Raw genomic sequence first — 26,259 nt, 5'->3', positions numbered from 1 at the left:
GCTACCGCTATTCCGCCGGTACGGGCGTCGGCTTCCCGCTGCTGTCGAGCGCCACCATCACGAAAATCGCGTCGGTAACCTTTTCCATAACATGCGACAGGTAGCGCTGCGCCCAGGCCTCGACCTTGAGCGTCATCGAAGTACGGCCAACGCTGACGATGTCCGTATAGATGCAAAGCGTGTCACCGATCTTAACCGGCAGGGCGAAGGCCATTTCCTTGACGGCGGCGGTGACGACGCGGCCCCGGGCGCGTTCGGCGGCGCGGATGCCGCAGGAAAGGTCCATCTGCGCCATCACCCAGCCGCCGAAGATGTCGCCGGCCGCGTTGGCGTCGCCGGGCATCGCCAGCGTGCGCAAGGTTAGCTCGCCGTTCGGCTTGATCACGACATTCATGCGGCCCGTCTCCCTCATTCAGGCAAGCTTTAGCGCATGGCGCCAATCCGAAAAAGGGGCTCTGCGACGATCGGGGAGGGGGCCGGTGCTCGTGTTGGTTGTCGAAAGGTTAATTGTCCATCCTAAAATCTAGCAAAACCTTTGTTAGGAGCTTCGCAAATTCCTGCCTGTATCCTGCACCCACTTTGAGGGAGGCTGGGATGAGACGATTTCGGATTTCGGCGCGGCTTTACGCGCTCGTGGCATTTGCGTTGCTCGCCATGGCAGCGGCGCTGACCTTTGGCCTGATCCAGGCGCAGGACAAACTCGTCGCCGAACGCAAGGCGATGCTTTCGGCAATGAACGAGAACGCCGTGACGGTGTTCGAGGCCTATCACAAGCAGGAAGAGGCCGGGACGCTTTCGCGCGAGGAGGCGCAGAAGCGCGCCCTGGAAGCCATCAAGGCGATGCGCTACCAGGACAGCGGCTATTTCTGGGTCAATGACATGCATCCGACCATGGTGATGCACCCGATCAAGCCGGAACTGGACGGCAAGGATCTCTCCCAGAACAAGGATCCGAACGGCAAGTTCCTGTTCGTCGAATTCGTCAAGACGGTGCAGGCGGAGGGCCGGGGCTTCGTCGACTATTACTGGCCGAAGCCCGGCGCCGAGGAGCCGGTGCTGAAATATTCGCATGTGGCCGGCTTCAAGCCCTGGGGCTGGGTTGTCGGCACCGGCGTCTATGCCGACGACCTGGCGGCGATGTTCCGCGAGCGTGCCTGGCAGGTTGGCGGCATTCTGGCGGCGGCGGCGCTGGCGATCCTGCTGGCGGCGCTGGCGATCGTCCGCAGCGTCGTGAGGCCGGTCGAAAAGCTGAAAGTCGCCATGCAGGCGATCGCCGACGAAGATATTTCATCGGACGTGCCCGAAACGGACCGTGGCGACGAGATCGGCCAGATGGCCAAGGTGCTGCTGGTGCTGCGGGATTCCGTCAAGGAGCGCCTGGAGCTGCGCTCGCGCGAAGTCGAGCAGCAGGACCGTCTGAACGCCGAACGGCGCGGCAACGAGGAACTGCAGCGCTCGACCGCCGCGGCCCAGGCCGAGGCGATGGAAGCGCTCGGCGCAGCTCTTGAGCGGCTGGCAAGTGGCGATCTGACGGCCGAGGTCGGGCGGATCGCGCCGGAATACGGCAAGCTCAAGCACGACTTCAACACCGCCGTTGCCGCGCTTCGCGATGTCATCGGGGCAATCTCGCATTCGACCGAGATCGTGCACGGCAGCGCCGGCGACATTTCCGAAGCGGCGAACAACCTGGCGCGGCGGACTGAACAGCAGGCGGCCGCCTTGGAGGAAACGGCAGCCGCGCTCGACGAGATCACCTCGACCGTACGCCATGCCTCGGACCGCGCCGTCGAGGCCCGTGACATGGTCAACGAGACCAAGGCAAGCGCGGCGAAATCTGGCGGCATCGTCCGCAACGCGATCGATGCCATGGGCCGGATCGAGGATTCCTCGAGCCGCATCAGCCAGATCATCGGCGTCATCGACGAGATCGCCTTCCAGACCAACCTGTTGGCGTTGAATGCCGGCGTCGAAGCGGCGCGGGCGGGCGAGGCGGGACGCGGCTTCGCGGTCGTCGCCCAGGAAGTTCGCGAGCTCGCCCAACGTTCGGCCGGCGCCGCAAAGGAGATCAAGGATCTGATCGGCACGTCGGTCAAGGAAGTCGGTGCGGGTGTCGAGCTCGTCCGCTCCACGGGCGACGCGCTGATGGAGATCGAGGCTCTCGTCAATCAGGTGAACGAGCAGGTCGCCTCGATCGCCACCGCGGCGCGGGAACAGGCGACCGGCCTGCAGGAGGTCAATACCGCCGTCAACAGCATGGATCAGATGACCCAGCAGAATGCGGCGATGGTCGAGGAAACGACCGCCGCCAGCCAGGTCCTGGCGCAGGAAAGCCGCGAATTGAAAACCTTGCTAGACAGGTTCCGCCTGCGGGACGGGCAAGCGGCCTACGGCCGGGCCGCCTGACACATAAGGAAAGACGGATTTTGCTGGCCCGCGTTCGAAAGAGCGCGGGTTCTTCTTTTCGGCGCTTTTGCCATTCCTATCCTCAGTTGCATGCAGCCGGAGCGGTTCGCGGATATTGACGGCGTTCTCCGTTCGGGGTGAGATCGGGCCGGGAACGAGCGGCTGTTGCAATTCGCTCGAGGCACAGCACCCTCGCGGAGGACTTCATGGCGCTTCTCAGGCTTCTCATTTTCGCGGCCAACCGCGGCAATCTTGACGGTCATGGGCCTGCTCTCCGCCTGCACGGTTGTCGTCGACGAACCGCGTCACGGGCCGCCGATCCGGCCGCCGCAGATGTGCACCATGGAATTCGCGCCGGTCTGCGGCGAACGCGGCAACCGCCTCAGAACCTTCCCCAATGCCTGCAACGCGCGTGCCGACGGATTTCGCGTCCTGCACCGCGGCGAATGCCGCCCCGATTTCCGTCCACCGGTTGAGCAGGCCTGCACCCGGGAATACGCACCGGTCTGCGGCGAGCGCGGTAGGCTGAGGCGGACATTTGCAAATGCCTGCGTGGCACGGGCCGACGGATTCCGGGTGATCGGGGCGGGCGAATGCCGTCGCAGCGATGAGCCGGCGCCACAGCAGTTCTGCACGCGGGAATATGCCCCGGTTTGCGGCCAGCGCGGCGGGCGGCTCAGAACCTTCCCGAATGCCTGCGAGGCCGGCGCCGCCGGTTTCCGCATCGTCCATGGCGGCGAGTGCGGCTGAGGAACTAGCCGCGCTAAGCGAGCCCTCGTCCCATTTGCGGTGCCGGGCAAACGCTTCGTTTACCACGTTTGCATAGACTGCGGCCTCAGCCCGTTTTTTTGGCCGCTTGCCCGCGTGGCGACATAGCGGACCTTCAGTTTCGATCGCGGGCGGGGCGGTGGACCGGCAAAGTCAAGGCTTTGCCACGGACGAAGGCGGCGAGTGTATGGCGTATGTTTCTCTTCTCCATCGGCCGTTGACGGCGCTGCTGCTGTCTCTTCCGCTTGTGGCCTGCAGCACGGACGTGCTGTCGCCGCCCGCCCGGATCGACGAGGCGTCGCGCGTCGGCGCCATCCGGCCGAGCCGCGTCATTGCCCATCCGGAACGGCAGGCGGCTGCCTATCCCTCTCCGGAGCCGGTATCGACCTTCAGCGACAGGAGCGCCGGCGTGGCCAAGCCGCAGGGCCGCCTGCCGATGATCGACAGCGAGCCGGAAATGGCTGACACGCGAGTCGCGAGCGCCGGCCCGATGACGGTTCCTCCCGAAGGCGTCAACATGGATGCGATGCTCGGCGTCGAGCCGGTTGTCGGCCTGGCGCAGGAGCAAGCCGGTGATATTGCCGAAGGCAACACCGCTCAGCCGGTCGTCGGCGGCATCGGCGAGGAGAACGTGCGTCAGCTCGGCGGCCTCGCCGAGCCGCCGCCAGCCATCGACCCTGCGCCGGGTTACGACCCCGATCTGCCGCCGCTTACGCCGGAGCAGATCTCCGCAGAAGAGGCGAAGAGGGCGCGCTCCGTCATGCCGCAACGAACCGCGCGGCGCACCGAGGAGCCGCAGCAGGTCGCTTTCCTGCCGCGCGTCCGCAGTCCTCTGTCGGCGCCCGAATATACCGGTGAGATGCCGCGGTCGGAGATCGCCTGCCGCCAGCGCCTGAAGAAGCTCGGCGTCGTTTTCCGCGACGTGCCGCGCATCCATGACGGTCCGTCCTGCGGCATCGACTATCCGGTCGAGATCAGCGGCCTTTCCGGCAATATTGCCGTCAGGCCGGCGGTCAAGCTCAATTGCCAGGTGACCGAAGCCTTCGCCAAATGGGTGAAATACGAGCTCGCGCCGTCCTCGCGCTACCGCTACTGGTCGGGTGTCAAGACGATCAAGCCGCTCGGCGGCTATTCCTGCCGGACGATGAACTCGCGGCGCGGCAATCCGATGTCGGAACATGCGCGCGGCAATGCGATCGACGTCGGCAAGTTCGTGCTGAAGAACGGCAAGGAGATCGATGTGCGCCGGAAGGGCTTCTTCGCCTTCCGCGAACGTGGGCTGCTGAAGGCGGTGCGCGCCGACAGCTGCAAGTATTTCAACACCGTGCTCGGTCCCGGCAGCGACCCCTTCCACAAGGATCATTTCCACTTCGACCTCAGAACCCGGAAGTCCGGCTACCGGCATTGCGATTAGCGCATGTCGTCCAAAAGTGTGCAGCGGTTTTGGGACAAAGACAGGCGCAAAACAAAGACCCTAAAGCGCGTCGCATGATGCGCTCTGGCACAAGAGAAAAAGAGGCCGGCGGGGGCCGGCCAAAAACGCCCGGAGGATAGGGGAGGCTCCGGCGTGCAAGTCACGAGAGCGGAGTTGCTCGTCGCGCACTGAAGGTGATTGAAAAGCATCACCGATTCATGACAGGGAAGGCCCTTTCCCATCGGCGGCATCGGCCGCCGCCCTTCGAAAAGATCGGGTTCTCATGCCGCCGCTGTCGGAACTGATGATGTTTGCCCTGGCGCTGGCCGCGGCCGGTGTCGTGTCGGGCGTGCTTGCCGGCCTTTTCGGCGTGGGCGGCGGTGCGATCCTGGTGCCGGTCTTCTTCCAGGTCTTCGGGCTTCTCGGTGTCGACGACGCCGTGCGGATGCACTTGTCTGTCGGCACCTCTACCGCGATCATCGTACCGACATCGGTGCGCTCCTTCCTGGCGCACTATAGGCGGGGCATGGTCGACGTGGCCGTGTTGCGCAATTGGATCCTCGCCATTCCGCTCGGCGCCCTCCTTGCCACGGTGATCGCTGCCTATGTCAGCAGCGAGACCTTGCGGCTGATCTTCGCCGTCGTCGCGCTCCTGGTGGCGTCGAGGATGATCCTCAACCGTGCCTCCTGGCGTCTTGGCACGGAGCTTCCGAAAAATCCGGCCAAGTGGCTCGTCGGAGTGGTGATCGGCGTTCTATCCGCCCTTATGGGTGTCGGCGGCGGCGTTCTCAACAACACATTCATGACGCTGTACAACCGGCCGATTCACCAGGCGATCGCGACGTCCTCCGGCGTTGGCGTGTTGATCTCCATCCCCGGATCGTTCGGCTATATCTGGGCGGGCTGGGGCGACCCCGGCCTGCCGCCGCTTTCGACCGGCTTCATCAACTGGATCGCCGTCGCCTTGATCATCCCGGTCTCGCTGCTGGTGGCGCCGCTTGGCGTGCGGCTTGCCCATGCGATGGACAGGCGGCAGCTGGAGGTCGGTTTCGGCATCTTCATGACCTTGATTGCCTTGCGCTTTCTCTACAGCCTTTACGGCTAGGCGAAGCCCGAGCCGGACAGTCGTCTCGCCAGCCACCCAAAATGGCTGAGTCTTGCCCCTGCGGCTGTGCGATAATCGCTATCCAAGTTCTTGAACACGCACCGCAGGACTCGCACGGGTCACTTGGCGTGATCTTTCGATATATATTATATTTAAATATATAGTGATGATATGGAGGGGACCCATGCCGGCAGCTGCAACTGCAAAACCGGAAGTCAAAGGCTTTTACGAGTGTCGCACATGCAGCATCCAATACGTCGTCTCCGATCCGGCCACGAAGCGTTGCGCCATCATCGACCCGGTTCTCGATTTCGATGAAAAGTCGGGTGCGACGGCGACCGTGCAGGCGGATCTGATCCTCGACTATGTCGCGGAGAACGGCCTGACGGTCGAATGGATCCTCGACACCCATCCGCATGCGGACCATTTTTCGGCCGCGGCCTATCTGAAGGAACGGACCTGTGCGCCGACCGGCATCGGATCCGGGATCGTGCGGGTGCAGAAGCTCTGGAAGGATATTTACAATTGGCCGGAGCTCGAGGCGGACGGGTCGCAGTGGGACCATCTCTTCGACGAGGGCGAGCGCTTCTCCCTTGGATCGATCGAAGCCCGGGTGCTCTATTCGCCGGGCCACACCCTTGCCTCCATCACCTATGTCGTCGGCGACGCAGCCTTCGTCCACGACACGATGTTCATGCCCGACAGCGGTACGGCAAGGGCGGATTTCCCCGGGGGTGACGCGCGTCAGCTGTGGCATTCGATCGGCGAGATCCTGGCGCTGCCGGACGAAACCCGGGTTTTCACCGGGCACGATTACCGCCCGGAAGGTCGCGAGCCGCGCTGGGAAAGCACGGTCGGCGAGGAGAAGCGCTGCAATCACCATATCGCCGGCGTGAGCGAGGATCAGTTCGTTCAATTGCGCGAGGCACGCGACAAGACGCTGCCGATGCCGAAGCTGATCCTGCACGCATTGCAGGTCAATATTCGTGGCGGCCGCTTGCCGGACCCGGAGGCCAACGGCGCGCGCTATTTGAAGTTTCCGCTCAATGCGCTGAAGGGAGCGGCATGGGGCTGAATGGAGATGCGAACGGTCACCAAATGTCAAAACCTCGGTCGGGACATGGGCGGGCAGGCGGGCGAAGCGGCGGCGCTTCTCAAGACGCTTGCAAACCAGAACCGGCTGATGATCGTCGCTACGCTCGCCGACGGCGAGCGTTCGGTGGGCCAGTTGGAAGAGATGCTCGGCATTCACCAGCCGACCTTGTCGCAACAGCTGACCGTGCTGCGGGAGACGGGCATCGTTGCGACGCGGCGCGACGCCAAGCAGATCTTCTATCGCCTTGCCGAAGAAAGGGCTGTGCGATTGATCACCGCCCTCCAAGACATCTTCTGCCGGGAGGGGACGAAGCGATGACCATCTATCGGCGTCCGTGAACGGTGCGTCACCGGAAATTTGTCTGGGACGGGCTGCAAAACAGCGCGAATTGGCCCATATAGAGCGGCAACCCGCCGATATTTGCCCCGCTTTCCGGATTCGTTTTTCATGGCTCCTATTGTTTCCGTTTCGAACCTGTCGAAAACTTATGCCTCAGGCTTCGAGGCGCTGAAGGGCGTCAGCCTCGAGATCGAGGAGGGGGAGATTCTCGCCCTGCTCGGGCCGAATGGCGCCGGCAAGACCACGCTGATCTCGATCATCTGCGGCATCGTCAATCCGAGCGACGGCGAGGTCACGGTCAATGGCCATGACGTCGTGCGCGACTTTCGGCAGACGCGGGCGATGATCGGGCTGGTGCCGCAGGAACTGACGACCGATGCCTTCGAGACGGTGTGGAACACCGTTTCCTTCTCACGCGGCCTGCACGGCAAGAAGCCGGACCCCGCCCACATCGAGAAGGTGCTGAAGGACCTGTCGCTCTGGAACAAGAAGGACAACATGCTCCGCGAGCTTTCCGGCGGCATGAAGCGGCGCGTGTTGATCGCCAAGGCGCTGTCGCACGAGCCGCGCGTACTCTTTCTTGACGAGCCGACCGCCGGCGTCGACGTCAGCCTGCGCAAGAGCATGTGGGAGGTCGTCGAGCGGCTGCGCGCCTCGGGCGTGACGATCATCCTGACGACGCATTACATCGAGGAAGCGGAAGAGATCGCCGACCGGATCGCCGTCATCAACGGCGGTGAAATTCTTCTGGTCGAGGACAAGAATGCGCTGATGACCAAGCTCGGCCGTAAGCAGTTGCGCGTCGATCTCGCCCAGCCGTTGGAGCGTATCCCGGATTCCTTGTCGTCCTACAATCTGACACTCGAGGACAATGGCCAGAGCTTGATCTACGACTACGACACGAGCGCCGAACGCACCGGCATCACCGCGCTGCTCGCAGCGCTCGCCGAGACCGGCGTCAGGCTTCGGGACCTCTCGACCCAGCAGAGTTCGCTCGAGGACATTTTCGTGGAGATTGTGGAGGCGGGGCGATGAACATCGAGGCAATCAAGTCCATCTATTTCTTCGAGATGGCGCGTACGCGACGCACCCTGTTGCAAAGCGTAGTGTCGCCGGTCATTTCGACATCGCTCTATTTCATCGTCTTCGGTGCGGCGATCGGCGAGCGCATCCAGCAGATCGACGGCGTCTCCTATGGCGCCTTCATCACGCCCGGGCTGATGATGCTGACGCTGCTGACGCAATGCATCGGCAACGGCTCCTTCGGCATCTATTTCCCGAAGTTCACGGGGACGATCTACGAAGTGCTGTCGTCGCCGATCTCGATACTGGAAATCGTTCTCGGCTATGTCGGCGCGGCGGCGACTAAGGGGCTGATGATCGGCACGATCATCCTGATCACCGCCTCGCTCTTCGTCGATCTCAGCATCGCCCATCCCTTCGCGATGATCTTCTTCTTCGTGCTGACGGCGGTGACCTTCAGCCTGTTCGGCTTCATCATCGGCATCTGGGCGAAAGACTTCGAGCAACTGAACCTGATCCCGATGCTGGTCGTTCCGCCGCTCGTCTTCCTGGGCGGAAGCTTCTACTCGGTCGACATGCTGCCGCCCTTCTGGCGGGCCGTCAGCCACTTCAATCCGGTGCTCTATCTGATCAGCGGTTTCCGCTGGAGTTTCTTCGAGATCTCCGACGTCAACCCGCTCGCGAGCGCCGTGATCATTGTCGCTTTCCTGGCGATCTGCATGGCCGTCCTGACCTGGATTTTCCGCACCGGGTACAGGCTGCGGAACTGACGACCCGACGATAAGCGTCAGTCCCTCAGACGCAGCTCATCGGTGCGCATCTGCAGGGTGTCGAGGGTCGAGAGGAAGCTCATGCCGAGCAGGCTGCGGTCGAGCTTGCCTTCGGCGGCGACGGTCGCGCGGATATTGCGGCGCTCGATCGGGCCGATCGCAAACTCCTCCAGCGTCACCGGCGCAGCGAGCGCCGGGCCGTTCGCCGTCATCACTGTCAGGGTATAGCCGAGGCCGGACGGATCGAGGCCGACCCGCTCGGCGTCCTCGTAGGTCAGGGCGATGCTGCTCGCTCCGGTGTCGACGAGCATGCTGACCTCCTGGCCATTGATCGTCGCGTCGGCCTGGAAGTGGCCGTCGAGGCGCTTGCGCAGCACGACTTCCGGCTGCCCCTCGCTGTCGGTGACGACCATCGTCCGGCCGGGCACGAGTTCCGAGAGCACCCGGTCGCCGAAGGCCCGAAGCTCGACGCGATAGGCATAGCCGGAGACAAGCCCGACGGCGATCAGCAGCCATACGGCGATCTGGCGCAGACTCTCGCCGAAATGGCGTCGGCTGCGCAGAATGCCGGCCGCAAGCAGCGTCGCAATGGCCGCGAGCGAGACAAGCTGGCCGAAGTCGTCATTGTTCATGCCGAGAGTCTGACCGCTGTCGTGATTGAAAAGGAGGAGCGCGAGGCCGATGGCGAGGATTGCCAGCAGAAGGATCAGACGGTTCATGCGCCGCTTCGTTCCCGCGCCAAGCGTGCCCGGCGGGTTTCCCGCCGCGGCTTGCGCTCGACGGTCTCGAGCCGGGCCGGCAGTGCCTGCATGATGCTATGCCGCTCTTGGTCGGTGTAGAGCGTCCAGGAGCCGATTTCATTCCGCGTACGCCCGCAGCCGAAACAGTAGCCTGTCCGGTCGTCGATCGCGCAGACAAGAATGCAGGGAGATTCCATCGGCTTGGCGTGCTCTGTTGGCTTCGTCGATCTATATCGGCCTTTCAGATGGCCAGCGCAAGAGCGCCGAGGACGGCGATCTCCGTCAGCTGCTGCGCGGCGCCGATCGTGTCGCCCGTATGGCCACCGAGCTTGCGGGAGACGGTCCGCCCAAAACCCAACACGGTGAAGGCCAGGGCAACGAAAGCGAGCAGGGCTGCAATCAGAGAAACGCCGGCAGCGTAAAACAGCAGAAGCGAGAGGATCGCCCCTGAACCAAGCGCTTGCGATGTGGCGCGTGGCTCTGGAACGCCGGCCGCGGCTGCAACTCCGTCGCGGCGGGCCGGCGGCAGGCGCGACCAGTGCCAGACCATGGCCGTGCGGCTGAGGGCGGCGGTCCCGAGAAGCGCAAAGGCGGCCCCGATGGGGGAGAGTAGCGGCAGGAAGGCCGCGAGTGCCGAAACGCGAAGTCCGAAGGAGAGGATGAGGGCCACCGCTGCATAGGTGCCGATGCGGCTATCCTTCATGATCGCCAGCGCTCTCTCGCGATCACGGCCGCCGCCGAGGCCATCGGCAGTGTCGCCGAGGCCGTCCTCGTGCAACGCGCCGGTGACGAGCGCCTGCACGCCGACGATCAGGAAGGCGGTGAACAGCGAACTCGCCTGAAGCACGTCCAAGAGCGCGGCGAGCAGCGCGGCAGGGAAGGCAATCAGGATGCCTGCGAGAGGGAAAGCGCGCACGGCGCGGCTCAATCGGCCGTCATGACCCGTGAAGTGCCGCTCAGGCATGGGGATGCGGCTCAGGAACGCAATCGACCGCATCAGATCATCACAGAAATCGCCGACAAAGCGCATTGTTTCTCCCGGGCCGGATCCACTCGAATCGCCGGCCCTTTGCCGGATCATGCTCCGTGGACAGCATTTGACGCAAATGCCGTTGCCGGAAGCGGTGGCAGCCTCTATGAGGGCATCGAACGCCCCTTCGGACATGCAAGGATTCCCAATGAGTGCCAGCGGCCTGCCGTTTGATGATTTCCGCGAGTTGTTGCGTAACCTGCCGGGTCCCGATGCGGCGGCGCTCGTTGCGGCGCGCGAGCGCGATGGGCAACTGACGAAGCCGCCGGGCGCGCTCGGCCGTCTTGAGGAAATCGCCTTCTGGCTCGCCGCCTGGACGGGCCGTCCGCCTGCCGTCAACCGGCCGCTGGTCGCGATTTTTGCCGGCAATCACGGCGTGACCCGGCAGGGCGTTACGCCCTTCCCATCGTCGGTCACGGCGCAGATGGTGGAGAATTTCGCCGCCGGCGGGGCGGCCATCAATCAGATCTGCCTCACCCACGACCTCGGGCTCAAGGTCTTCGACCTCGCCCTCGATTATCCGACCGGCGACATCACTGAGGAAGCGGCGCTTTCCGAACGCGACTGCGCGGCGACGATGGCCTTCGGCATGGAGGCGATCGCCGGCGGCACGGACCTGCTCTGCATCGGCGAGATGGGCATCGGCAACACCACGATTGCCGCCGCAATCAACCTCGGCCTCTATGGCGGGACGGCCGAGGAATGGGTAGGGCCGGGGACCGGCTCCGAGGGCGAGGTGCTGAAGCGCAAGATCGCCGCCGTCGAGAAGGCGGTCGCCTTGCATCGCGATCACCTGTCCGATCCGCTTGAACTGATGCGCCGGCTCGGCGGCCGCGAGATCGCGGCCATGGCGGGCGCCATTCTCGCGGCACGCATGCAGAAGGTGCCGGTGATCATCGACGGCTACGTGGCAACGGCGGCCGCGTCGATCCTCAAGGCCGCCAATCCGGCGGCACTCGACCATTGCCTGATCGGTCATGTCTCGGGAGAGCCAGGGCATATCCGCGCCATCGAAAAGCTCGGCAAGACGCCGCTCCTGGCGCTCGGCATGCGGCTCGGCGAGGGCACCGGCGCCGCACTTGCCGCCGGCATCGTCAAGGCGGCCGCCGCCTGCCATGGCGGAATGGCGACCTTCGCCCAGGCCGGCGTCAGCAACAAGGACTGAAGCCGCGGCTTCGCCGCTTCCTGTCGGCCGACTGTCTGCCATGGTATGCTTGGCGGCTGCGGTCTTGATGCCGGGCGTCTTCTCGCTTATCCGCAGACACGGGGCGCGCGCTCTTCAATTGAAGTCGGCCTCGCATTCGCCGCAATCGCAATGTCGAAGCTCGCAGTTTGAAGCATGTCGAGACGAAATGGACGCCAAGAACACCACCCCAAACGGTCGAACCGCCCCGTTCACCAAGCATAAGGGCATCCGCCATCTCTTTGCGGCCGCGAGCTATTCGCTTGGCGGCGCGAAGCGGCTTGTCGGCGAGGCGGCCTTTCGCCACGAACTGATCGCCTTCGCGGTGGCAATGGTCGCCTTCGTGATCGCCGGCGCCAGCTTCTTTCAATATGTGGCGATGGCCATCCTGTTCCTGCTGATGATGGCGTTCGAAGCGATCAACACGGCGATCGAAGAGATCGTCGACCGTGTCTCGCCGGAAATCTCGGAAATGGGCAAGCACGCCAAGGATCTTGGATCCTTCGCGTGCTTGTGCCTCATCCTGGCGAACGCCACCTACGCCTTTTACGTGGTATTTCTAGCCCGCTATCTTGGCTGAGCGCAGCCGCCGGCGGCGCTCGATTAGGCGAAGCTCTTGCGGCGGCGCGCCGGCGAGGGGGCGTCCTCGACCGGAGGAAGGCTCTGAAGGACGCGGCGGGGCGGCAGGATGGCGATCGCCTCGGTGCCTTCGCGAAGCTTCGAGCGCAGGATGAATTGGCCATTGTGCTTGGCGAGGATCGCCTGGACGATCGGCAGGCCAAGGCCGGTGCCCTGTTCGGCGCTCTTGATGGCGATCGAGCCCTGGCCGAAGGCGGACAGCACGATCGGAATTTCCTCCTCGGGAATGCCTGGGCCATTGTCCTTGATGGAGATGTATTGCCCGCCGCCGGCGGTCCAGCCGACCTTGACAGTGATTTCTCCGCCGGACGGCGTGAACTTCACTGCATTCGACAGGAGATTGAGAGCGACCTGGCGCAACGCCTTCTCGTCGACCCAGACGGAGGGCATCGCCTGTTCGAACTGCGGCTCGATGGTTATGTTCTTGCTGCGGGCGCGCAGCTGCACCATGCCGATGCAATCCTCGGCGATCTCAACGAGATTGACGGCCTCTTCGTTGAGTTCGTAGCGACCGGCTTCAATGCGGGAAAGGTCGAGGATCTCGTTGATGAGGTTCAGGAGATGCTCGCCGGAGCGGTGAATGTCGACCGTGTATTCCTTGTAGGTCGGGTTGTTCAGCGGACCCAGCACTTCCGTCGACATCACTTCCGAGAAGCCGAGAATGGCATTGAGTGGCGTGCGCAGCTCGTGCGACATCGATGCAAGGAAGCGGGACTTGGCAAGGTTCGCCTCTTCGGCGCGCCGGCGCGCCTCGTCCGACATGGACTTCGCCACTTCGAGTTCGGCGATCAGGTCGTCCTTTTCCGATTGCATGGAGAGGATATGCACATTGGCCTTGTTCATCCTCTCGGTCATGAAGGCGAGGAAAACGAGCGAAAGCGACAGGATGCCGGTCATGCCGACATGTATAGGGTCACCGCCCGCCAATGACGTGAAGCCGAGCGCGGCGACCACGGGGAGAAAAGTGTAGACCAGGGCGTTGCGCAGCAGAAACGTGCCCATGGCGGTGGCGGCAAGCGCAATGAACAGCCCGGTTCCTTCGAAGAGCGCGAACTGGATGTCGCCACAGGCACTGCAGTCCTGCAGGGCAAAGATGGCCCAGCAAAGCCCCATCAGCAATTGACCGGCGAGAAAGCGGCGGCGCCAGATGGCCACTTTCTCCGTGCCGATGTTCTGGCGCTTCGCCTTGCGGGCAAGGTAAACGGTGGCCGCGTGGGCCGAGAGCGTCATCAGGCCCCAAAAGAGGATGCTCGGCTGCTCGGAAAGGTAGAGCCCGATAGCCGAAATCAGGCCGACGAGCAGGGGGACGGCGATAGCGCCGTGCAATACGGCATCGACGTGGAGGAGGAGCATTTCGCGGTCGAAGCCGGAAGGGGCGGAGGAGCCGGTCTGCAGGCGCTGGCGAGTCGCGCGCACCGCCCTCGAAACGGCTTTGTTTCGATGGTTTCGCGACTTGTCGACGATGATCTTATCAGTCGATGTGCTGACGGCGATGCTCATGCTTCGTGGGTCGGGGATTGCGTTTGGCTTTGAAGTCTAGGATGCAATCCTTAAGAAGTTGCTGCCCGCTGGAAGGATTCGACAACCATTGTGGCGCGATTGCGTTTTTGCCTGATGCCAGACAGAGAGGTCGCCGTTTGAAACCAGGGCACCGCAAATTCCGTATCGTCGGTGGCGGAAAGCCGGCGGCTCCCGGACGGCGCTTCGTTTTTGGGCGTCCGGGAAGCGTTGCGCAGAGGAGCAATCGCTCGGAGGGACGCGGCAGCCTGATCGGCGGCTGGGTGTTCCTGCTTCTGTTGAGTTTTGGCGCCTATGTTGCCTCTAGTCTGCCGCCGCCGGAAAAGGCCCTTACCGGGGAACTGCTCGGCGCCGCCGTCGCGAGCGATGGAGACAGCCTGCGGCTCGCCGGCCGTCGCGTCAGGATCGAGGGCATCGATGCTGCCGAGATCGACCAGACGTGCCGGCGTGGCACGACGAGCTGGGACTGCGGTGCGGAAGCAAGGCGGCGCCTGGCCGAACTCGTCGAAGGGAGGACGACGCGCTGTCGCCTGCATGGCCGCGACCGGTACGGCCGCGAGCTCGGCCTCTGCGAAGCCGGCGGGCGCGACATCGGCCGCGAGATGGTTCTCTCCGGTCTTGCGGTCAGCTATGGGCTCTATCGTGACGAGGAGGAACAGGCGCGAAATCGCCGTGCCGGCCTGTGGGCGGGGGCGTTCGCCCGGCCGCAGGAATGGCGCCGATCCCAAGGCGAGGCCGAGGAGGCGCCGCACCAGGCCGGCGACTGGCTCGAACTTATCCTGCAGTGGCTCGAAGACCAGGTTTGGAGGTTCGCGAGGGAGATCGTCGGTGCCTAATGCCGAGGAACGGCTGGTGGATCTGCGTGCCGCGATCGCGGCCTGCCGCCTCTGTCGCGACGATCCGGCGCGCGGCGAGGGCCATCGGCTGCCGCATGAGCCGCGGCCCGTGGCAGTCCTCTCCGCCAATGCCCGGATCCTGATCGCCGGCCAGGCACCGGGCTTGCGGGTGCATGAGAGCGGGCTTCCCTTCAACGATGCTTCGGGTGACCGGCTGCGGCAGTGGCTGGCGGTCGATCGGGAAACCTTTTACGACCCGTCCAACTTTGCAATTGTGCCGATGGGATTCTGCTTCCCCGGCTACGACAGACATGGCAGCGACCTGCCGCCGAGGGCCGAATGCGCGCCGCGTTGGCGGCACAGGGTGATGAATGCCATGCCGCAGATCGAGCTGGTTTTGGCGGTCGGCCACTATGCGCAGCGCTGGCATCTCGGCGCGGATTGTCCGGAATCCATGACCGAGACCGTGCGCGACTGGCGCCGCTATGCGGCGCGCAATTCCGGCACCGCCGTATTGCCCATGCCCCATCCCAGCTGGCGCAACACCGGCTGGTTGCGGAAGAACCCGTGGTTCGAGGCGGAACTGCTTCCGTTCCTGCGCGGCCGCGTCGAGGCTTTGATCTGCTGAAACAATTTTCTTTATCTTCATGGATTCCGCGCTATAGAGGGAAAAATATTCGAGAGGATTTGCCATGGACCGTCTGGACCGCAAGATCCTGCGCCTCTTGCAGGAAGACTCGACTTTGGCCGTTGCCGACCTCGCCAAGAAGGTCGGGCTTTCGACGACCCCTTGCTGGCGGCGCATCCAGAAGATGGAAGAGGACGGCGTCATCCGTCGCCGCGTCGCGCTTCTCGATCCCGTCAAGGTCAATACCAAGGTGACGGTGTTCGTCTCGGTTCGCACCAACGCCCACTCGATGGAATGGCTGCGCCGCTTCTCCGAAGTGGTCGCCGATTTTCCGGAGGTGGTCGAGTTCTACCGCATGAGCGGCGACGTGGATTATCTGCTGCGCGTCGTCGTGCCGGATATTGCCGCCTATGACGCCTTCTACAAACGGCTGATCGCCAAGATCGAAATCCGCGACGTTTCCTCGGCCTTCGCCATGGAGCAGATCAAATATACGACGCAATTGCCGCTCGATTACATGGTCATCGATCAGGCGAAATCGAACGACGACTAGGTCCGTTCGCAGTTGAGGCAAAAGTGAAACTTTTGCTTCTATCCGTCTGACTTTCCTGCCGACAACCGTTCTCCGCTCGTGAGGCCGAGCCTGCCTCGCACGTTTGCGCCGGTCAATTCTCGAACGGCGTCCTTGCCCGTCCATCGCGCCGCGCGATTGCCGCTGGCGGCAAGCTTTTCCGCAAGCGCCAGGGAAGGTCCGTGGCAGGCGGCGTTGCGCTTGCCTATCTGTCTCAGGGCCCAGTTTACCGCCTTCTTCACAAAGTTGCGTTCGTCTTCGGCGTGGACCTCGATCAGAGGCAGCCAGGCGAGCAGCGCCGCATCAGGCTCCCGCTTCAGATGCACGGCGCAGGTGGCGATCATTGCGAAGGCGAGGCGGCGGACGAATTCGCGGTTGTCGCGGGCGAATTCCGGGATCAGCACCTGCTCGAAGCGCGCGGCGACGAACAGGTCGGCTACCGTGTCGACAATTTCCCAGGAGTTGCAGTCGGCCGCCCAAAGCCGTGCCTCGTCAAGCGTCAATACCTTGGGATCGGCGGTATAGGCCGCCAGGATGCGCGCCTCACGGATGCCGGAGCGCCACAGCGCCAGCGCGCGGAATTGATTGGTCTTCGCCAGCCGGGCGACACGGCGAAGCTCGACATTGGAAATGCCGAGCGCCGTTTCGGTTGCAATGCCGAAGCGCGCCATGCCTGCACGGTTCTCCGCCGAAGCATGGCCACGCAGATGATCGATGAGCTCTTCCGCCGATGAGGCCGGCGCAGGCGTCATTTCTCCAGCCGGGCGAGCAGGGAGGACGTGTCCCAGCGGCTACCGCCAAGGGCCTGGACCTCGGCATAGAACTGGTCGACCAACGCGGTGACGGGCAGCTTGGCGCCGTTCCGCCGTGCTTCGGCGAGGACGATGTCGAGGTCCTTGCGCATCCAGTCGACGGCAAAGCCGAAGTCGTATTTTCCGGCATTCATCGTCTTGTGGCGGTGTTCCATCTGCCAGGAGCCAGCCGCGCCCTTGGAGATGACCTCGATCACCTTCTCGATGTCGAGTCCCGCCTTCTTGCCGAAATGGATGCCTTCGGCGAGGCCCTGAACGAGGCCGGCAATGCAGATCTGGTTGATCATCTTGGTAAGCTGGCCGGCTCCCGCCGGCCCCATTAGCCCGACCATGCGCGCATAGGCGTCGATGACCGGCTTGGCCCGATCGAAGACCTCGGCATCGCCGCCGCACATCACCGTCAGGACACCGTTTTCGGCACCCGCCTGGCCGCCGGAGACCGGAGCGTCGATGAAATGCGCGCCCTTTTCGCGGGCGGCGGCATATAGCTCCCGGGCCACCGCGGCGGAGGCGGTCGTGTTGTCGATGAAGACTGCGCCGGAGCCGATGGCCTCGAAAGCTCCGTCCTCTCCGGTGGTGACGGAACGCAGGTCGTCGTCATTGCCGACGCAGGCAAAAACGAAATCCTGGCCCCTTGCCGCCTCTGCCGGCGTTGCCGCCGCGCGCCCGCCAAACTCGGCTGCCCAACGCTCCGCCTTGGCGGCGGTGCGGTTGTAGACGGTCACCTCATGCCCACCGCGAACCTTGAGGTGGCCGGCCATAGGATAACCCATGACGCCGAGACCGATGAATGCGACTTTGGCCATTGCGAATGCTCCCGTTTCGATTTGGCCGAAGATTTAGCGGAATTGAGCGGAAGGCGGAAGGCCGAGTGTCGTCTCTTGCCGACCGACCGGGTCAGAGAAAGCGGGCGATCACCAATTGCCCGGCAATGGGCTGACCTTCTTCCATGCGTACGGTGATGTCGGTCACCTCGACGATCTCGAATCCGGTCGCGGTGAGCCGGTCGCGCAGATAGGCTTCGGAATGGGCGAAGCGCTGATGCGGGCCGACCATGAAGGGACTGCCGGCGAATGTCTGATCGGGAAGGGTTTCGCTGGAGAAGATCAGCAGGCCGCCCGGTACGAGATTGTCGACGGCGCCGAAGAAGAGGGCCTCCAGTGCGCCCATATAGGGCAGCACATCCGTGGCGACGATCAGGTCGAACGGCGCCTCTTCGTTGTCGTCGAGGAAATCGACCGCTTCGGCGACATAGAGCGTCTCGTAGAGGTCCTTCTCATGGGCGATCTCGACCATGTTCTCGGCGAGATCGATGCCGGTGATGTCCTCCGCCAGGTCGCGCAACGCGCCGCCGGTCAGCCCCGTGCCGCAGCCGAGATCGAGCACCCGCTTGAACGGCCCGAGTTCCAGGGCCTGGACGCGCTGGCGGACGAGGAGCGGCACGCAATAGCCGAGTTGCTCGACAAGCACGTTGTCAAAGACGTCCGCATGCTGGTCGAATAGGGTCGCGACATAGGCATCCGGAGCCTTGAGCGGCGTCTCGCCCCGTCCCATAGACGCAAGCCTGACCGAAGCTCCGCCGTGATCTTCGGGATCGAGCTCCAGCACTTCGCGGTAGGCGGCCGCGGCGGCGTCGAAATTGCTGGACTTTTCAAGGGCAAGCGCGCGGTTATAGGCCTCCGCCAGCGCTTCCTCGTCGATCTTTTTGCTCTTCTGGGTCATGGCCGCTTCTTACGACTGCCGGAGAGCTTTGGCAATCGCCCGCCATCGCCCCTTGCTCGACATCCCGTTCATCCATGCCGGCCCCGTTTAGCATCTGCTCAAGAATTCGCCGGCGCGCCGCCTGGCGGGTTTATCCCGAAAGCGATTGGAGTCATGATCATGAAAAGCATGAGAAATCGGGAGGATGCTGATGTCCGCCGAACTGAGCCCGCTGACATTGGAAACGGAGATGCCGGAGAGGCAGGGTCCACCTCTGCCGCAGTCATCGCAGGAGACGATCAACACGATCGTGCATTATTATCGCGGGGAAATGGGGCGCATGGCCGGCTGGCGGGATCGCATCGACCGGACATCGAACTGGGCAATCACCGTCGTGGCGGCGATGCTTTCCGTGTCGCTGTCGACGCCGTCGTCGCATCATGGCGTGCTGCTCTTTGCGATGCTGCTGATTACCTTGCTGTTGCTGATCGAAGCGAGGCGCTACCGATTCTTCGATGTGTATCGCGCGCGTGTGCGGCAGCTCGAACGCGGCTATTTCGCGCAGATCCTTGCCCCGGAAGGCACGCAGAGTTTCAAATGGTCGGCGGCAATTGCCAAGAGCCTGCGCAGGCCGGCCTTCCTAATGACCTACAAGGAAGCGGTTTGCCGCCGGTTGCAACGCAATTACTGCTGGATGTACCTGATCCTGCTGCTTGCCTGGGCGCTGAAGATATCCTCGCCGAAGATCTCCTCGACCGGCGAACCCTTCGGCCATGTGCGGTCATGGACCGACTTTACGGACAATGCTGCGCTCGGTCTCTTGCCGGGCTGGAGCGTCATGGTCGGCGTTTCGCTCTTCTACGCCGTGGTGGCCTACGGCTCGCTCCGCAAGGAGGAACACGAGGGCGAACTTGCCCATGGCGAGGTGCACGTCTGACCGCCGCGACGGCGGGCAAGATTATCAGTGCAGGATGAGCTCGCCCTTGAGTGCCCGCCATTCCGTCGCCGATATCAGCTTGCGATGAACATAGCGGACCGAATGCAGCGGCCCATCCAGCTTCTCCTGCCAGAACTTGAGAAAGCCGCGCATTTCCGGAAAGTCCGGGGCGATATCGTAATGCTGCCAGATATAGGCCTGCAACAGGGCGGGGTGGTCGGGCATCCGGTAGAGGATCTGGGCCGTCGTCAGGCCATAACCCTTCAGCTGCAGTTCCATGTCGTTTGTCATCAAGGACCTCGCTTCTGACAAAGGTTGGTCACTATGATGAAGCGCTTAGTTTGTTAATCAATACCTAATATCGGCGTAGTGGCGCAATTAACATCGAAAAAACAAAGGCTTGGCAGCAAAGATAAACGAGTGCTGCCAAGCCGGTTTGCTACGCACCGCTGGGACTCAGCGCTTCAGATGGCGCGTCAAGCGAGCTTCGAGCCAGCCCCAGATATTGCGCAGAACCTCCACGATCACGAGATACAGCGCTGCCGCCCACACATACATCTGGTAGTCGAATGTACGGGAAAAGGCGCGCCGGGTCTCTCCCATCAGGTCGAAGACCGTGACGATCGCGACGATCGCCGAACCCTTGATCATCAGGATGATCTCATTGCCGTAGGGGCGCAGCGCCACGATCATCGCCTGCGGCAGGATGACCTTGAAGAAGGCGACGCGCTGCGGCAGGCCAAGGGCGGCGGCACCTTCATGCTGGCCGCGCGGGACGCTTTCGATGGCACCGCGAAGGATCTCGGCCTGGTAGGCGGCGGTATTCAGGGTGAAGGTGAAGAGTGCGCAATTCCAGGCGTCGCGGAAGAACCACCACAGGCCGATCGCGTCGAGTTGCGGGCGGAAGCTGCCGAGCCCGTAATAGACGAGGAAGAGCTGCGTGATCAGCGGCGTGCCGCGGAAGAAATAGACATAGGCATAGGCGAGCCAGGACCAGAGCCTGTGCTTCGACATCCGCCCGAGCGCCACCGGCAGCGACAGGAGGGCGCCCATCAGGATCGACGAGGTGACGAGCATCAGCGTCACCCCGAGGCCGGACAGGAAGCTAGATCCGTAGCGCGAGAATTTGTCCGGGTCCCAACCCTCGACGACGGAGAAGAAGATGCCGACAGCGAGGGCCAGCCAGATACCAAGCGTCACGCTGCCGACGAAGCGCGACAGGGTGTAGGCTTTCGGCGGAGCCGGGGGCGGGGCCTGAGGTGGAATCAGGGGTTCGGCAATGCTCATCGTTGCATCTCCGCGCGTTTGGTCCGCCGCTCGAGCGCCGCGAAGGCGATGGAAGAGACCATTGCCAAAATGAGGAACAGGATGCAGGCGATGCCGTAGAACTGGAATGCTTCCTTGGTGACGCGCGCGGCAATGCCGGTTTGGCGGAGAATATCGGGGAGGCCGACGACCGAAACGAGCGCAGTGTCCTTGAGCAGTACCATCCAGAGATTGCCGAGACCCGGAAGGGCGATACGCACGAGTTGCGGCAGAATGATCAACAGCATCGTCTTGCCACGGTGAAAACCGAGCGCATCGCCCGCTTCGTACTGACCCTGCGGAATGGCCTTGAAGGCGGAAAGCAACACCTCCGAGCAGTAGGCGGAGAAAACGACGCCAAGCGCGACCATGCCGGCGGCAAAAGCGTTGATTTGAACGGGCTCGTCATAACCCAGCGTCGCCAGGAATTGCTGGACGAGAATCTGGAGGCCGTAATAGATAATGAAGAGCGTCAGGAGTTCCGGAAGGCCCCGGAAGATCGTGGTGTAGATATTGGCCGAAAGCCGCAGGGTCCGTTCATTCGATTGCTTTGCGAGGGCGATGAAGAAGCCCATCACCAGCCCGAGGGGCAGGGTGGCCATTGCGAGGCTCACGGTCACGAGGAATCCATAGGCGATCTCGTCGCCCCAGCCGGTATCGCCGCACGCCAGGAGTGTGCCGGAACCGAACCAACGAAAGACCCCGGCCGGCCCGCAGAATGGGTCGATCATCGACACGACCCAGGCAAGGCCGGAGAACAAGGCGGCAAACAATCCGCTCATGCCTCTATATTCCCCTTATCCGTTCTTATTGGCGCTGAGGCGCATATTTTTCGATTTGTTGTCAAACAAAAACGGTGGAAGGGCAAGCCCATCCACCGGTGCATTTTTTCATCAACCGAGACTTAGCCGACATCACTGCCGGATCTTCTCAGAATGCGCGGCGATTAGCTGCCGTAAACGTCGAACGGGAAGTACTTTTCGTTGATTTCCTTGTACTTGCCGTTGGCCCGGATGGCTTCGATAGCCTTGTTGAACTTCTCGCGGAGCGCGTCGTCGCCCTTGCGGACCGCAATGCCGGCGCCTTCGCCGTTGATGGCCGGGTCGACCGGCAGCGTGCCGAGCAGCTTGCAGCAGGCGCCGTCTTCGGTCTTCAGCCATTCGGAGATCACGACGACATCATCGATGGCGGCATCGATGCGGCCGTTGATCAGGTCAAGCTTGTATTCGTCCGCAGTCGGGTAGAGCTTGATATCCGCACCCTTCATATGCGCTTCGGCATAGTTTGAATGGGTGGTCGAGCCCTGCGCTCCGAGCGCCTTGCCTTCGAGCGCTGCCCCGGTGGCCTCGGTAATCGGCGAATCCTTCGGCACGACGATGGCCGGCGGCGTGTTGTAGTATTTGTGGGTGAAGTCGACCTTTTGCTTGCGTTCCTCGGTAATCGACATGGAGGCGATGATCGCGTCGAACTTCTTGGCGATCAGCGCCGGGATGATCCCCTCCCAATCCTGGGTCACAAAGGTGCATTCGGCCTTCATTTCTTCGCAAAGGGCCTTGGCGATGTCGATATCGAAGCCCGTCAGCGAGCCGTCCGCCTCGAGATTGTTGAAGGGCGGGTAAGCGCCTTCGGTGCCGATCACGACCTTTTCGCCTTCCGCCATGGCGGAGCTCGCCATGAGCACGAAAACGGCAGCCGATGCGGCAGCTACCATCCGTCTGGAAATACGCATGATTATCCTCTCTGTTGGCCGGCATCCGGTCTGTTCTTGTGCGCGGATGCCAAATAGCGCCGGCAGGAGCTGCCCGCCGGTTGCGGCGATATTCGTACGCTTTTCCTGTAAAAATCAACAGGAAAGCGGCGTCGCCCACCGCGAAACGCGAGATGTCCCCTTCTTGCGGTCGCTGAGGTTGAGGAGGCGGAAGATCGAACCGTTCATGAACGGTTAATGTCGGCTTCGATAGGCCTGGGGGCGGAACCGATCCGTGGCTGAGGAGTTCGACTACGGATTTTTCGACCGACACAAAAATGTCGGAACCGCGGGTCATGGCCCTATGCCGATGCGATGCGGCTTGAACTGTGGCGCGGCGGGCGAGGCCGCCGAGCCACAAGAGGAAGGAAGACAATGTCCATTCGATCCAAACTTTTCGCAACGGTCGCCTTGCCCGTATTTGCGGCTTCTCTTGCGGTCCAGCCCGCGCTTGCCGACAGCCTGATGGCACCGTTCGAAGTTGCGCAGGAAGGTGCCGAACAGCCGTCACCGGAGGATTTGCTGCTGCTGAAGAAGCGCAAGCAGCGCGCCGCTGAGGAGGAGTCCCAGGGGCAGGCGGAAGAACAGCAGCCGCAGGCGGAAGAACAGGAAACGCCAAGGCGCAAGAAGCGGCAGCAACAGGCCGAAGAGCAGCAGCCCGCGGCCGAGGAGGCTGCCCCTCAGCAGGCCGAGGAGCAGGAAACGCCAAGGCGCAAGAAGCGCCAGCAGCAGGCCGAAGAGCAGCAGCCCGCCGCTGAGGAGGCCGCTCCGCAGCAGGCCGAGGAGCAGGAAACGCCAAGGCGCAAGAAGCGCCAGCAACAGGCCGAAGAGCAGCAGCCCGCGGCCGGTGAGGCCGCTCCGCAGCAGGCCGAGGAGCAGGAAACGCCAAGGCGCAAGAAGCGCCAGCAGCAGGCCGAAGAGCAGCAGCCCGCGGCCGAGGAGGCCGCTCCGCAGCAGGCCGAGGAGCAGGAAACGCCAAGGCGCAAGAAGCGCCAGCAGCAGGCCGAAGAGCAGCAGCCCGCCGCTGAGGAGGCCGCTCCGCAGCAGGCCGAGGAGCAGGAAACGCCAAGGCGCAAGAAGCGCCAGCAGCAGGCTGAAGAGCAGCAGCCAGCCGCCGAGGAGGGTGCTCCGCAACAGGCCGAAGAACAGGCGCCCACCCGCAAGAAGCGCCAGCAGCAGGCTGAAGAGCAGCGTCAAACGGACGAGCAAAAAGCCGCCGAGCAGCCGATTGTCGTGCCTGACGGTGGAACGACCGCCGAGCAGCCGGTGACCGAGGCTCCGGCCCAACAGACGGGCGAAGGCGAGCAGCAGCCCGTCCCCGGTACGGAACAACCCGCAACGGCAGAGCAGCTTCAGGGCGAGCAGCCCCAGGGTCAGCCTGCTCCCGAGGTGGTCGATGAGCGCACCGTGGAGGAGAAGCAGAAGATCGCCGAGGATCCGGCGGCTTCCGACGATACGGTCGTGCTTCCAGTGGAAAAGGGCGCTGCCGTTCTCGATAGCGATAAGGACGCTGACACTTCCGGCGGCAACCAGTCGCGCGAAGCCCGGCGCAAGCAGCGCGAGGAACTGCGCGCGAAGCAGGAAAGCATAGCTCCTCCAACCGACGATGCTTCCGCGCAGGCGCAGGCGGCGATCCCAGTGGAGTCTAAGGAGGAACTTTCGCAACGGATCGAGGCTGTGCTGAAGGAGGAAGGCGAGCGGGTCGAAGAAGCCCCGGCCTTTGCCGTTCCGGAGACGACAAACATCGTCAACAATACCGTCGTCAATAACACGGTCATCAACAATACCACCGTCAACAACACGACCGAAAACAACGTGACGGAAGTGCAGGTGGTCGAACAGGTGGACGACCGGGTGATCCTCGGCGTCGGAGATCGCATCTTCGTGCGCGGCGACGACCGGCCGCGTCTGCGGCAGAACTCGGAGGAGTCCTACTACGACAATCTGTCGGGTGGCCGTGTCCGCGAAACGATCGTTCGTCCCGGCGGCTACCAGATCGTCACCGTCTATAATCGCTACGGCGATATCCTGACGCGCACACGCGTCGATCGGGACGGCAATGAATATGTGATGATGTATACGCCGGAGTATGAAGAGGATCGGCCGGCGATCGTCGATGTCGGCTACGAACTGCCGCCGATGCGGCTCAGTATTCCGGTCGACGAGTACATCGTCGATGTGGCCGAGGATCCGGACCGGGATTACTACGAGTTCCTGTCCGAGCCGCCGGTCGAGCAGGTCGAGCGCGTCTACACCATCGATGAGGTCCGCAACTCCGCCCGCCTGCGCGACAAGGTGCGTCGTATCGATCTCGACACGATCCATTTCGCAACTGGAAGTGCCGAAGTGTCGATGACGCAGGCAAAGACGCTGCGAGGTGTCGCGGATGCAATGAACAAGGTCCTCGAGAAGGATCCGGGTGAAACCTTCTTCATCGAGGGTCACACGGATGCCGTCGGATCCGACCGGTCGAACCTGGTGCTCTCCGACGAGCGTGCCGAGTCGGTCGCGGTGCTGTTGACCGAGGTCTACGGCGTCCCGGCGGAAAACCTGGTGACACAGGGCTATGGCGAGCGGTTCCTCAAGATCCGTACCCCGGAGGCCGAGCAGGAGAACCGCCGCGTCACGATCCGCCGCGTCACTCCGCTGGTGCGGCCGGTCGCGCAGCGTTAACAGCGCGGACGAATGCCATGTTTTTGATCGGGGCCGGTTTGCCGGCCCCGTTTTGTTGGTGGCGCATCAGAGAATCAATTTTCATCTCCCCGGGGATTGCCGCAAGACATCTGAGCCGCAGCAATTTGAGGTGCGCCGTGAAGTTTCAACGAGCCTCGGGGTGGCAGAACTCGGCTGTCGACCCGTTGCTGTCGTCGAGGGTGCGTACGTTTGAAGCCGCTGCGTACACGCCCCAGAGCGAACCTTGGTCAGCCGCTCGATGCGGCGGTGAAAACCGCCAACTGGGCGTCGAAAGCACGCTTGTATGCGGGCCACGCTTCGCCGCGGGCGACATAAACGGAGAGGTTCGTGCATTCCTCAAATAGTCCCGATCCCTTCAACCTCTGGCCGAGAGCTTTCTGGATAAAGCGGAACTGCTCGCGCAGGGCCGCTTCGGTGTCTTCGCCGCGTCGAACAGAGTGCTCGATCAGAATCGGGTGGAAGAACGGCGTGAACGCGGTGTTGACCGCACACGCCGTTTCAGCGGGATCTTCGACCTCGAACTCGTCCGCCTCTTTGCCTTCGCGGACGATCGCCTCCAGGATCGTCATCATCCGCTCCTCATGCGCCTTGATGACCGGCCAGTCTTCCCGCGCGGCCGTCGCAACAAGGGCATGCATGCGCTTTTCCCCGGTCAACTGCATCTTATTGTGGTGGTGAACCGCGCTCAGGATCTGCTCGAGCTTCTCCAAGGCCGGCACGTTCCTGCTCGCGATCGCAACGGCCACGTCGGAGGCCCGGCTCAAAATCCGGCCGCAGACGGACTCGCTGATCGCATCTTTGGAAGGGAAGAAGCGGTAGATATTGGCTCGACTCATGCCGAGTTCGGTGGCGATGTCGGCCATCGATGTCTTCTGATGACCGATGCGGTGGAAGTGCTCTTCCGCCACGTCCAGGATGCGCGCCCGCAAACTGTCGGTATAAGTTCCCGGTCGGTCCGGATAATTCATGAATGTCTCCAGAGCGGATGAACGGATCTGCC

Annotated in this window: 28 protein-coding genes; 15 read left to right on the top strand and 13 right to left on the bottom strand. The window is 63.0% G+C overall.

All coding sequences use genetic code 11. The annotated features are described in order from the left end of the window. Positions 1-7: 7 nt before the first annotated feature. A complete protein-coding gene (locus SS05631_RS08975) occupies positions 8-394 on the bottom strand; it encodes an acyl-CoA thioesterase (RefSeq protein WP_037424131.1) in 387 nt (128 codons plus the stop codon). Positions 395-594: 200 nt separating this feature from the next. On the opposite strand from SS05631_RS08975, the gene SS05631_RS08970 reads away from it, so the two are divergent. The 8 genes from SS05631_RS08970 (at position 595) to SS05631_RS08935 (ending at position 8,918) form a co-directional block, all read left to right on the top strand. Beyond that, entirely contained in the window at positions 595-2,403 is a 1,809-nt protein-coding gene (locus SS05631_RS08970) for a methyl-accepting chemotaxis protein (protein ID WP_037424134.1), read from the top strand. A 261-nt stretch (positions 2,404-2,664) separates the two neighbouring features. Further along, positions 2,665-3,153 (top strand): Kazal-type serine protease inhibitor domain-containing protein, encoded by a 489-nt coding sequence (locus SS05631_RS08965; RefSeq protein ID WP_050988343.1) that lies wholly within the window; start codon positions 2,665-2,667, stop codon positions 3,151-3,153. A gap of 205 nt (positions 3,154-3,358) precedes the next feature. After that, entirely contained in the window at positions 3,359-4,585 is a 1,227-nt protein-coding gene (locus SS05631_RS08960; RefSeq protein WP_095677956.1) for an extensin family protein, read from the top strand. Positions 4,586-4,868: 283 nt separating this feature from the next. Beyond that, positions 4,869-5,690 carry a sulfite exporter TauE/SafE family protein gene (locus tag SS05631_RS08955; protein ID WP_037424148.1) on the top strand — a complete coding sequence of 274 codons (822 nt, stop codon included), beginning with the start codon at positions 4,869-4,871 and terminating at the stop codon, positions 5,688-5,690. A 184-nt stretch (positions 5,691-5,874) separates the two neighbouring features. Continuing rightward, entirely contained in the window at positions 5,875-6,765 is an 891-nt protein-coding gene (locus SS05631_RS08950) for an MBL fold metallo-hydrolase (protein WP_037424151.1), read from the top strand. Further along, positions 6,766-7,104: a metalloregulator ArsR/SmtB family transcription factor gene (locus SS05631_RS08945; protein WP_037424155.1), complete on the top strand. Its 339-nt coding sequence runs from the start codon at positions 6,766-6,768 to the stop codon at positions 7,102-7,104. It begins immediately after the preceding gene. A 129-nt stretch (positions 7,105-7,233) separates the two neighbouring features. Then, a complete protein-coding gene (locus SS05631_RS08940; protein WP_037424205.1) occupies positions 7,234-8,160 on the top strand; it encodes an ABC transporter ATP-binding protein in 927 nt (308 codons plus the stop codon). Continuing rightward, positions 8,157-8,918, top strand: coding sequence for an ABC transporter permease (locus tag SS05631_RS08935; protein ID WP_037424158.1), 762 nt, complete (start codon positions 8,157-8,159; stop codon positions 8,916-8,918). The genes SS05631_RS08940 and SS05631_RS08935 overlap by 4 nt, the downstream gene beginning before the upstream one ends. Before the next feature lie 17 nt (positions 8,919-8,935). Here the strand turns inward: SS05631_RS08935 and SS05631_RS08930 are convergent, their stop codons facing one another. The 3 genes from SS05631_RS08930 to SS05631_RS08920 are packed head-to-tail and all read right to left on the bottom strand — an operon-like array spanning position 8,936 to position 10,688. Continuing rightward, the gene (locus tag SS05631_RS08930; RefSeq protein ID WP_037424161.1) at positions 8,936-9,637 is read right to left on the bottom strand and encodes a TIGR02281 family clan AA aspartic protease; all 702 of its coding nucleotides are present in this window, start codon (positions 9,635-9,637) and stop codon (positions 8,936-8,938) included. Continuing rightward, the gene (locus SS05631_RS08925) at positions 9,634-9,855 is read right to left on the bottom strand and encodes a DUF1289 domain-containing protein (protein WP_037424164.1); all 222 of its coding nucleotides are present in this window, start codon (positions 9,853-9,855) and stop codon (positions 9,634-9,636) included. The genes SS05631_RS08930 and SS05631_RS08925 overlap by 4 nt, the downstream gene beginning before the upstream one ends. 44 nt (positions 9,856-9,899) lie before the next feature. After that, positions 9,900-10,688, bottom strand: a complete 789-nt coding sequence (locus tag SS05631_RS08920; RefSeq protein WP_037424168.1) for an adenosylcobinamide-GDP ribazoletransferase — start codon at positions 10,686-10,688, stop codon at positions 9,900-9,902. 148 nt (positions 10,689-10,836) lie between these two features. On the opposite strand from SS05631_RS08920, the gene cobT reads away from it, so the two are divergent. Both cobT and SS05631_RS08910 read left to right on the top strand, forming a co-directional pair. After that, positions 10,837-11,853 carry a nicotinate-nucleotide--dimethylbenzimidazole phosphoribosyltransferase gene (gene cobT / locus SS05631_RS08915; protein ID WP_037424171.1) on the top strand — a complete coding sequence of 339 codons (1,017 nt, stop codon included), beginning with the start codon at positions 10,837-10,839 and terminating at the stop codon, positions 11,851-11,853. A gap of 187 nt (positions 11,854-12,040) precedes the next feature. Further along, a complete protein-coding gene (locus SS05631_RS08910) occupies positions 12,041-12,451 on the top strand; it encodes a diacylglycerol kinase (RefSeq protein WP_037424173.1) in 411 nt (136 codons plus the stop codon). A gap of 23 nt (positions 12,452-12,474) precedes the next feature. Here SS05631_RS08910 and SS05631_RS08905 read toward each other — a convergent pair whose 3' ends face one another. Further along, positions 12,475-14,010, bottom strand: coding sequence for a HAMP domain-containing sensor histidine kinase (locus SS05631_RS08905; RefSeq protein WP_037424175.1), 1,536 nt, complete (start codon positions 14,008-14,010; stop codon positions 12,475-12,477). A gap of 137 nt (positions 14,011-14,147) precedes the next feature. On the opposite strand from SS05631_RS08905, the gene SS05631_RS08900 reads away from it, so the two are divergent. The 3 genes from SS05631_RS08900 (at position 14,148) to SS05631_RS08890 (ending at position 16,045) form a co-directional block, all read left to right on the top strand. Further along, entirely contained in the window at positions 14,148-14,864 is a 717-nt protein-coding gene (locus SS05631_RS08900; RefSeq protein ID WP_037424177.1) for a thermonuclease family protein, read from the top strand. After that, positions 14,857-15,492 carry a uracil-DNA glycosylase family protein gene (locus tag SS05631_RS08895; protein ID WP_037424179.1) on the top strand — a complete coding sequence of 212 codons (636 nt, stop codon included), beginning with the start codon at positions 14,857-14,859 and terminating at the stop codon, positions 15,490-15,492. Before SS05631_RS08900 ends, SS05631_RS08895 begins: the two co-directional genes overlap by 8 nt. Before the next feature lie 64 nt (positions 15,493-15,556). Continuing rightward, the gene (locus SS05631_RS08890) at positions 15,557-16,045 is read left to right on the top strand and encodes an Lrp/AsnC family transcriptional regulator (protein WP_037424182.1); all 489 of its coding nucleotides are present in this window, start codon (positions 15,557-15,559) and stop codon (positions 16,043-16,045) included. A 38-nt stretch (positions 16,046-16,083) separates the two neighbouring features. Here SS05631_RS08890 and SS05631_RS08885 read toward each other — a convergent pair whose 3' ends face one another. From SS05631_RS08885 to SS05631_RS08875, 3 genes are all read right to left on the bottom strand, one after another. Continuing rightward, on the bottom strand, positions 16,084-16,815 hold the full coding sequence (locus SS05631_RS08885; RefSeq protein WP_037424185.1) for a DNA alkylation repair protein: 732 nt from the start codon (positions 16,813-16,815) through the stop codon (positions 16,084-16,086). Further along, positions 16,812-17,681 carry an NAD(P)-dependent oxidoreductase gene (locus tag SS05631_RS08880; RefSeq protein ID WP_037424188.1) on the bottom strand — a complete coding sequence of 290 codons (870 nt, stop codon included), beginning with the start codon at positions 17,679-17,681 and terminating at the stop codon, positions 16,812-16,814. The genes SS05631_RS08885 and SS05631_RS08880 overlap by 4 nt, the downstream gene beginning before the upstream one ends. A 91-nt stretch (positions 17,682-17,772) precedes the next feature. Next, complete coding sequence (locus SS05631_RS08875) at positions 17,773-18,597, bottom strand: class I SAM-dependent methyltransferase (RefSeq protein ID WP_037424191.1); 825 nt, start codon at positions 18,595-18,597, stop codon at positions 17,773-17,775. Between the two features lie 190 nt (positions 18,598-18,787). Here SS05631_RS08875 and SS05631_RS08870 point away from each other — a divergent pair, with 190 nt between their 5' ends. Next, positions 18,788-19,513, top strand: a complete 726-nt coding sequence (locus SS05631_RS08870; RefSeq protein WP_037424208.1) for a DUF2270 domain-containing protein — start codon at positions 18,788-18,790, stop codon at positions 19,511-19,513. A 24-nt stretch (positions 19,514-19,537) separates the two neighbouring features. On the opposite strand, the gene SS05631_RS08865 is transcribed toward SS05631_RS08870, so the two are convergent. The 4 genes from SS05631_RS08865 to SS05631_RS08850 all read right to left on the bottom strand — a co-directional run bounded on the left by SS05631_RS08865 (position 19,538) and on the right by SS05631_RS08850 (position 22,547). Beyond that, on the bottom strand, positions 19,538-19,804 hold the full coding sequence (locus SS05631_RS08865; RefSeq protein ID WP_037424194.1) for an usg protein: 267 nt from the start codon (positions 19,802-19,804) through the stop codon (positions 19,538-19,540). A gap of 165 nt (positions 19,805-19,969) precedes the next feature. After that, entirely contained in the window at positions 19,970-20,800 is an 831-nt protein-coding gene (locus SS05631_RS08860; RefSeq protein WP_037424196.1) for an ABC transporter permease, read from the bottom strand. Continuing rightward, positions 20,797-21,600, bottom strand: a complete 804-nt coding sequence (locus tag SS05631_RS08855; RefSeq protein ID WP_037424199.1) for an ABC transporter permease — start codon at positions 21,598-21,600, stop codon at positions 20,797-20,799. Before SS05631_RS08855 ends, SS05631_RS08860 begins: the two co-directional genes overlap by 4 nt. 164 nt (positions 21,601-21,764) lie before the next feature. Next, complete coding sequence (locus SS05631_RS08850; RefSeq protein WP_095677955.1) at positions 21,765-22,547, bottom strand: ABC transporter substrate-binding protein; 783 nt, start codon at positions 22,545-22,547, stop codon at positions 21,765-21,767. A gap of 393 nt (positions 22,548-22,940) precedes the next feature. On the opposite strand from SS05631_RS08850, the gene SS05631_RS08845 reads away from it, so the two are divergent. Then, positions 22,941-25,238: an OmpA family protein gene (locus SS05631_RS08845; RefSeq protein WP_037424216.1), complete on the top strand. Its 2,298-nt coding sequence runs from the start codon at positions 22,941-22,943 to the stop codon at positions 25,236-25,238. A gap of 248 nt (positions 25,239-25,486) precedes the next feature. On the opposite strand, the gene SS05631_RS08840 is transcribed toward SS05631_RS08845, so the two are convergent. After that, a complete protein-coding gene (locus SS05631_RS08840) occupies positions 25,487-26,122 on the bottom strand; it encodes a TetR family transcriptional regulator (protein ID WP_348628872.1) in 636 nt (211 codons plus the stop codon). Positions 26,123-26,259: the final 137 nt, after the last annotated feature.

The sequence above is a fragment of the Sinorhizobium sp. CCBAU 05631 genome, assembly GCF_002288505.1.
In the GTDB taxonomy this organism is placed as follows: domain Bacteria; phylum Pseudomonadota; class Alphaproteobacteria; order Rhizobiales; family Rhizobiaceae; genus Sinorhizobium; species Sinorhizobium fredii_C.
Note: the sequence above shows the minus strand (reverse complement) of the source record. Positions and strands in the feature narration are given on the sequence as shown.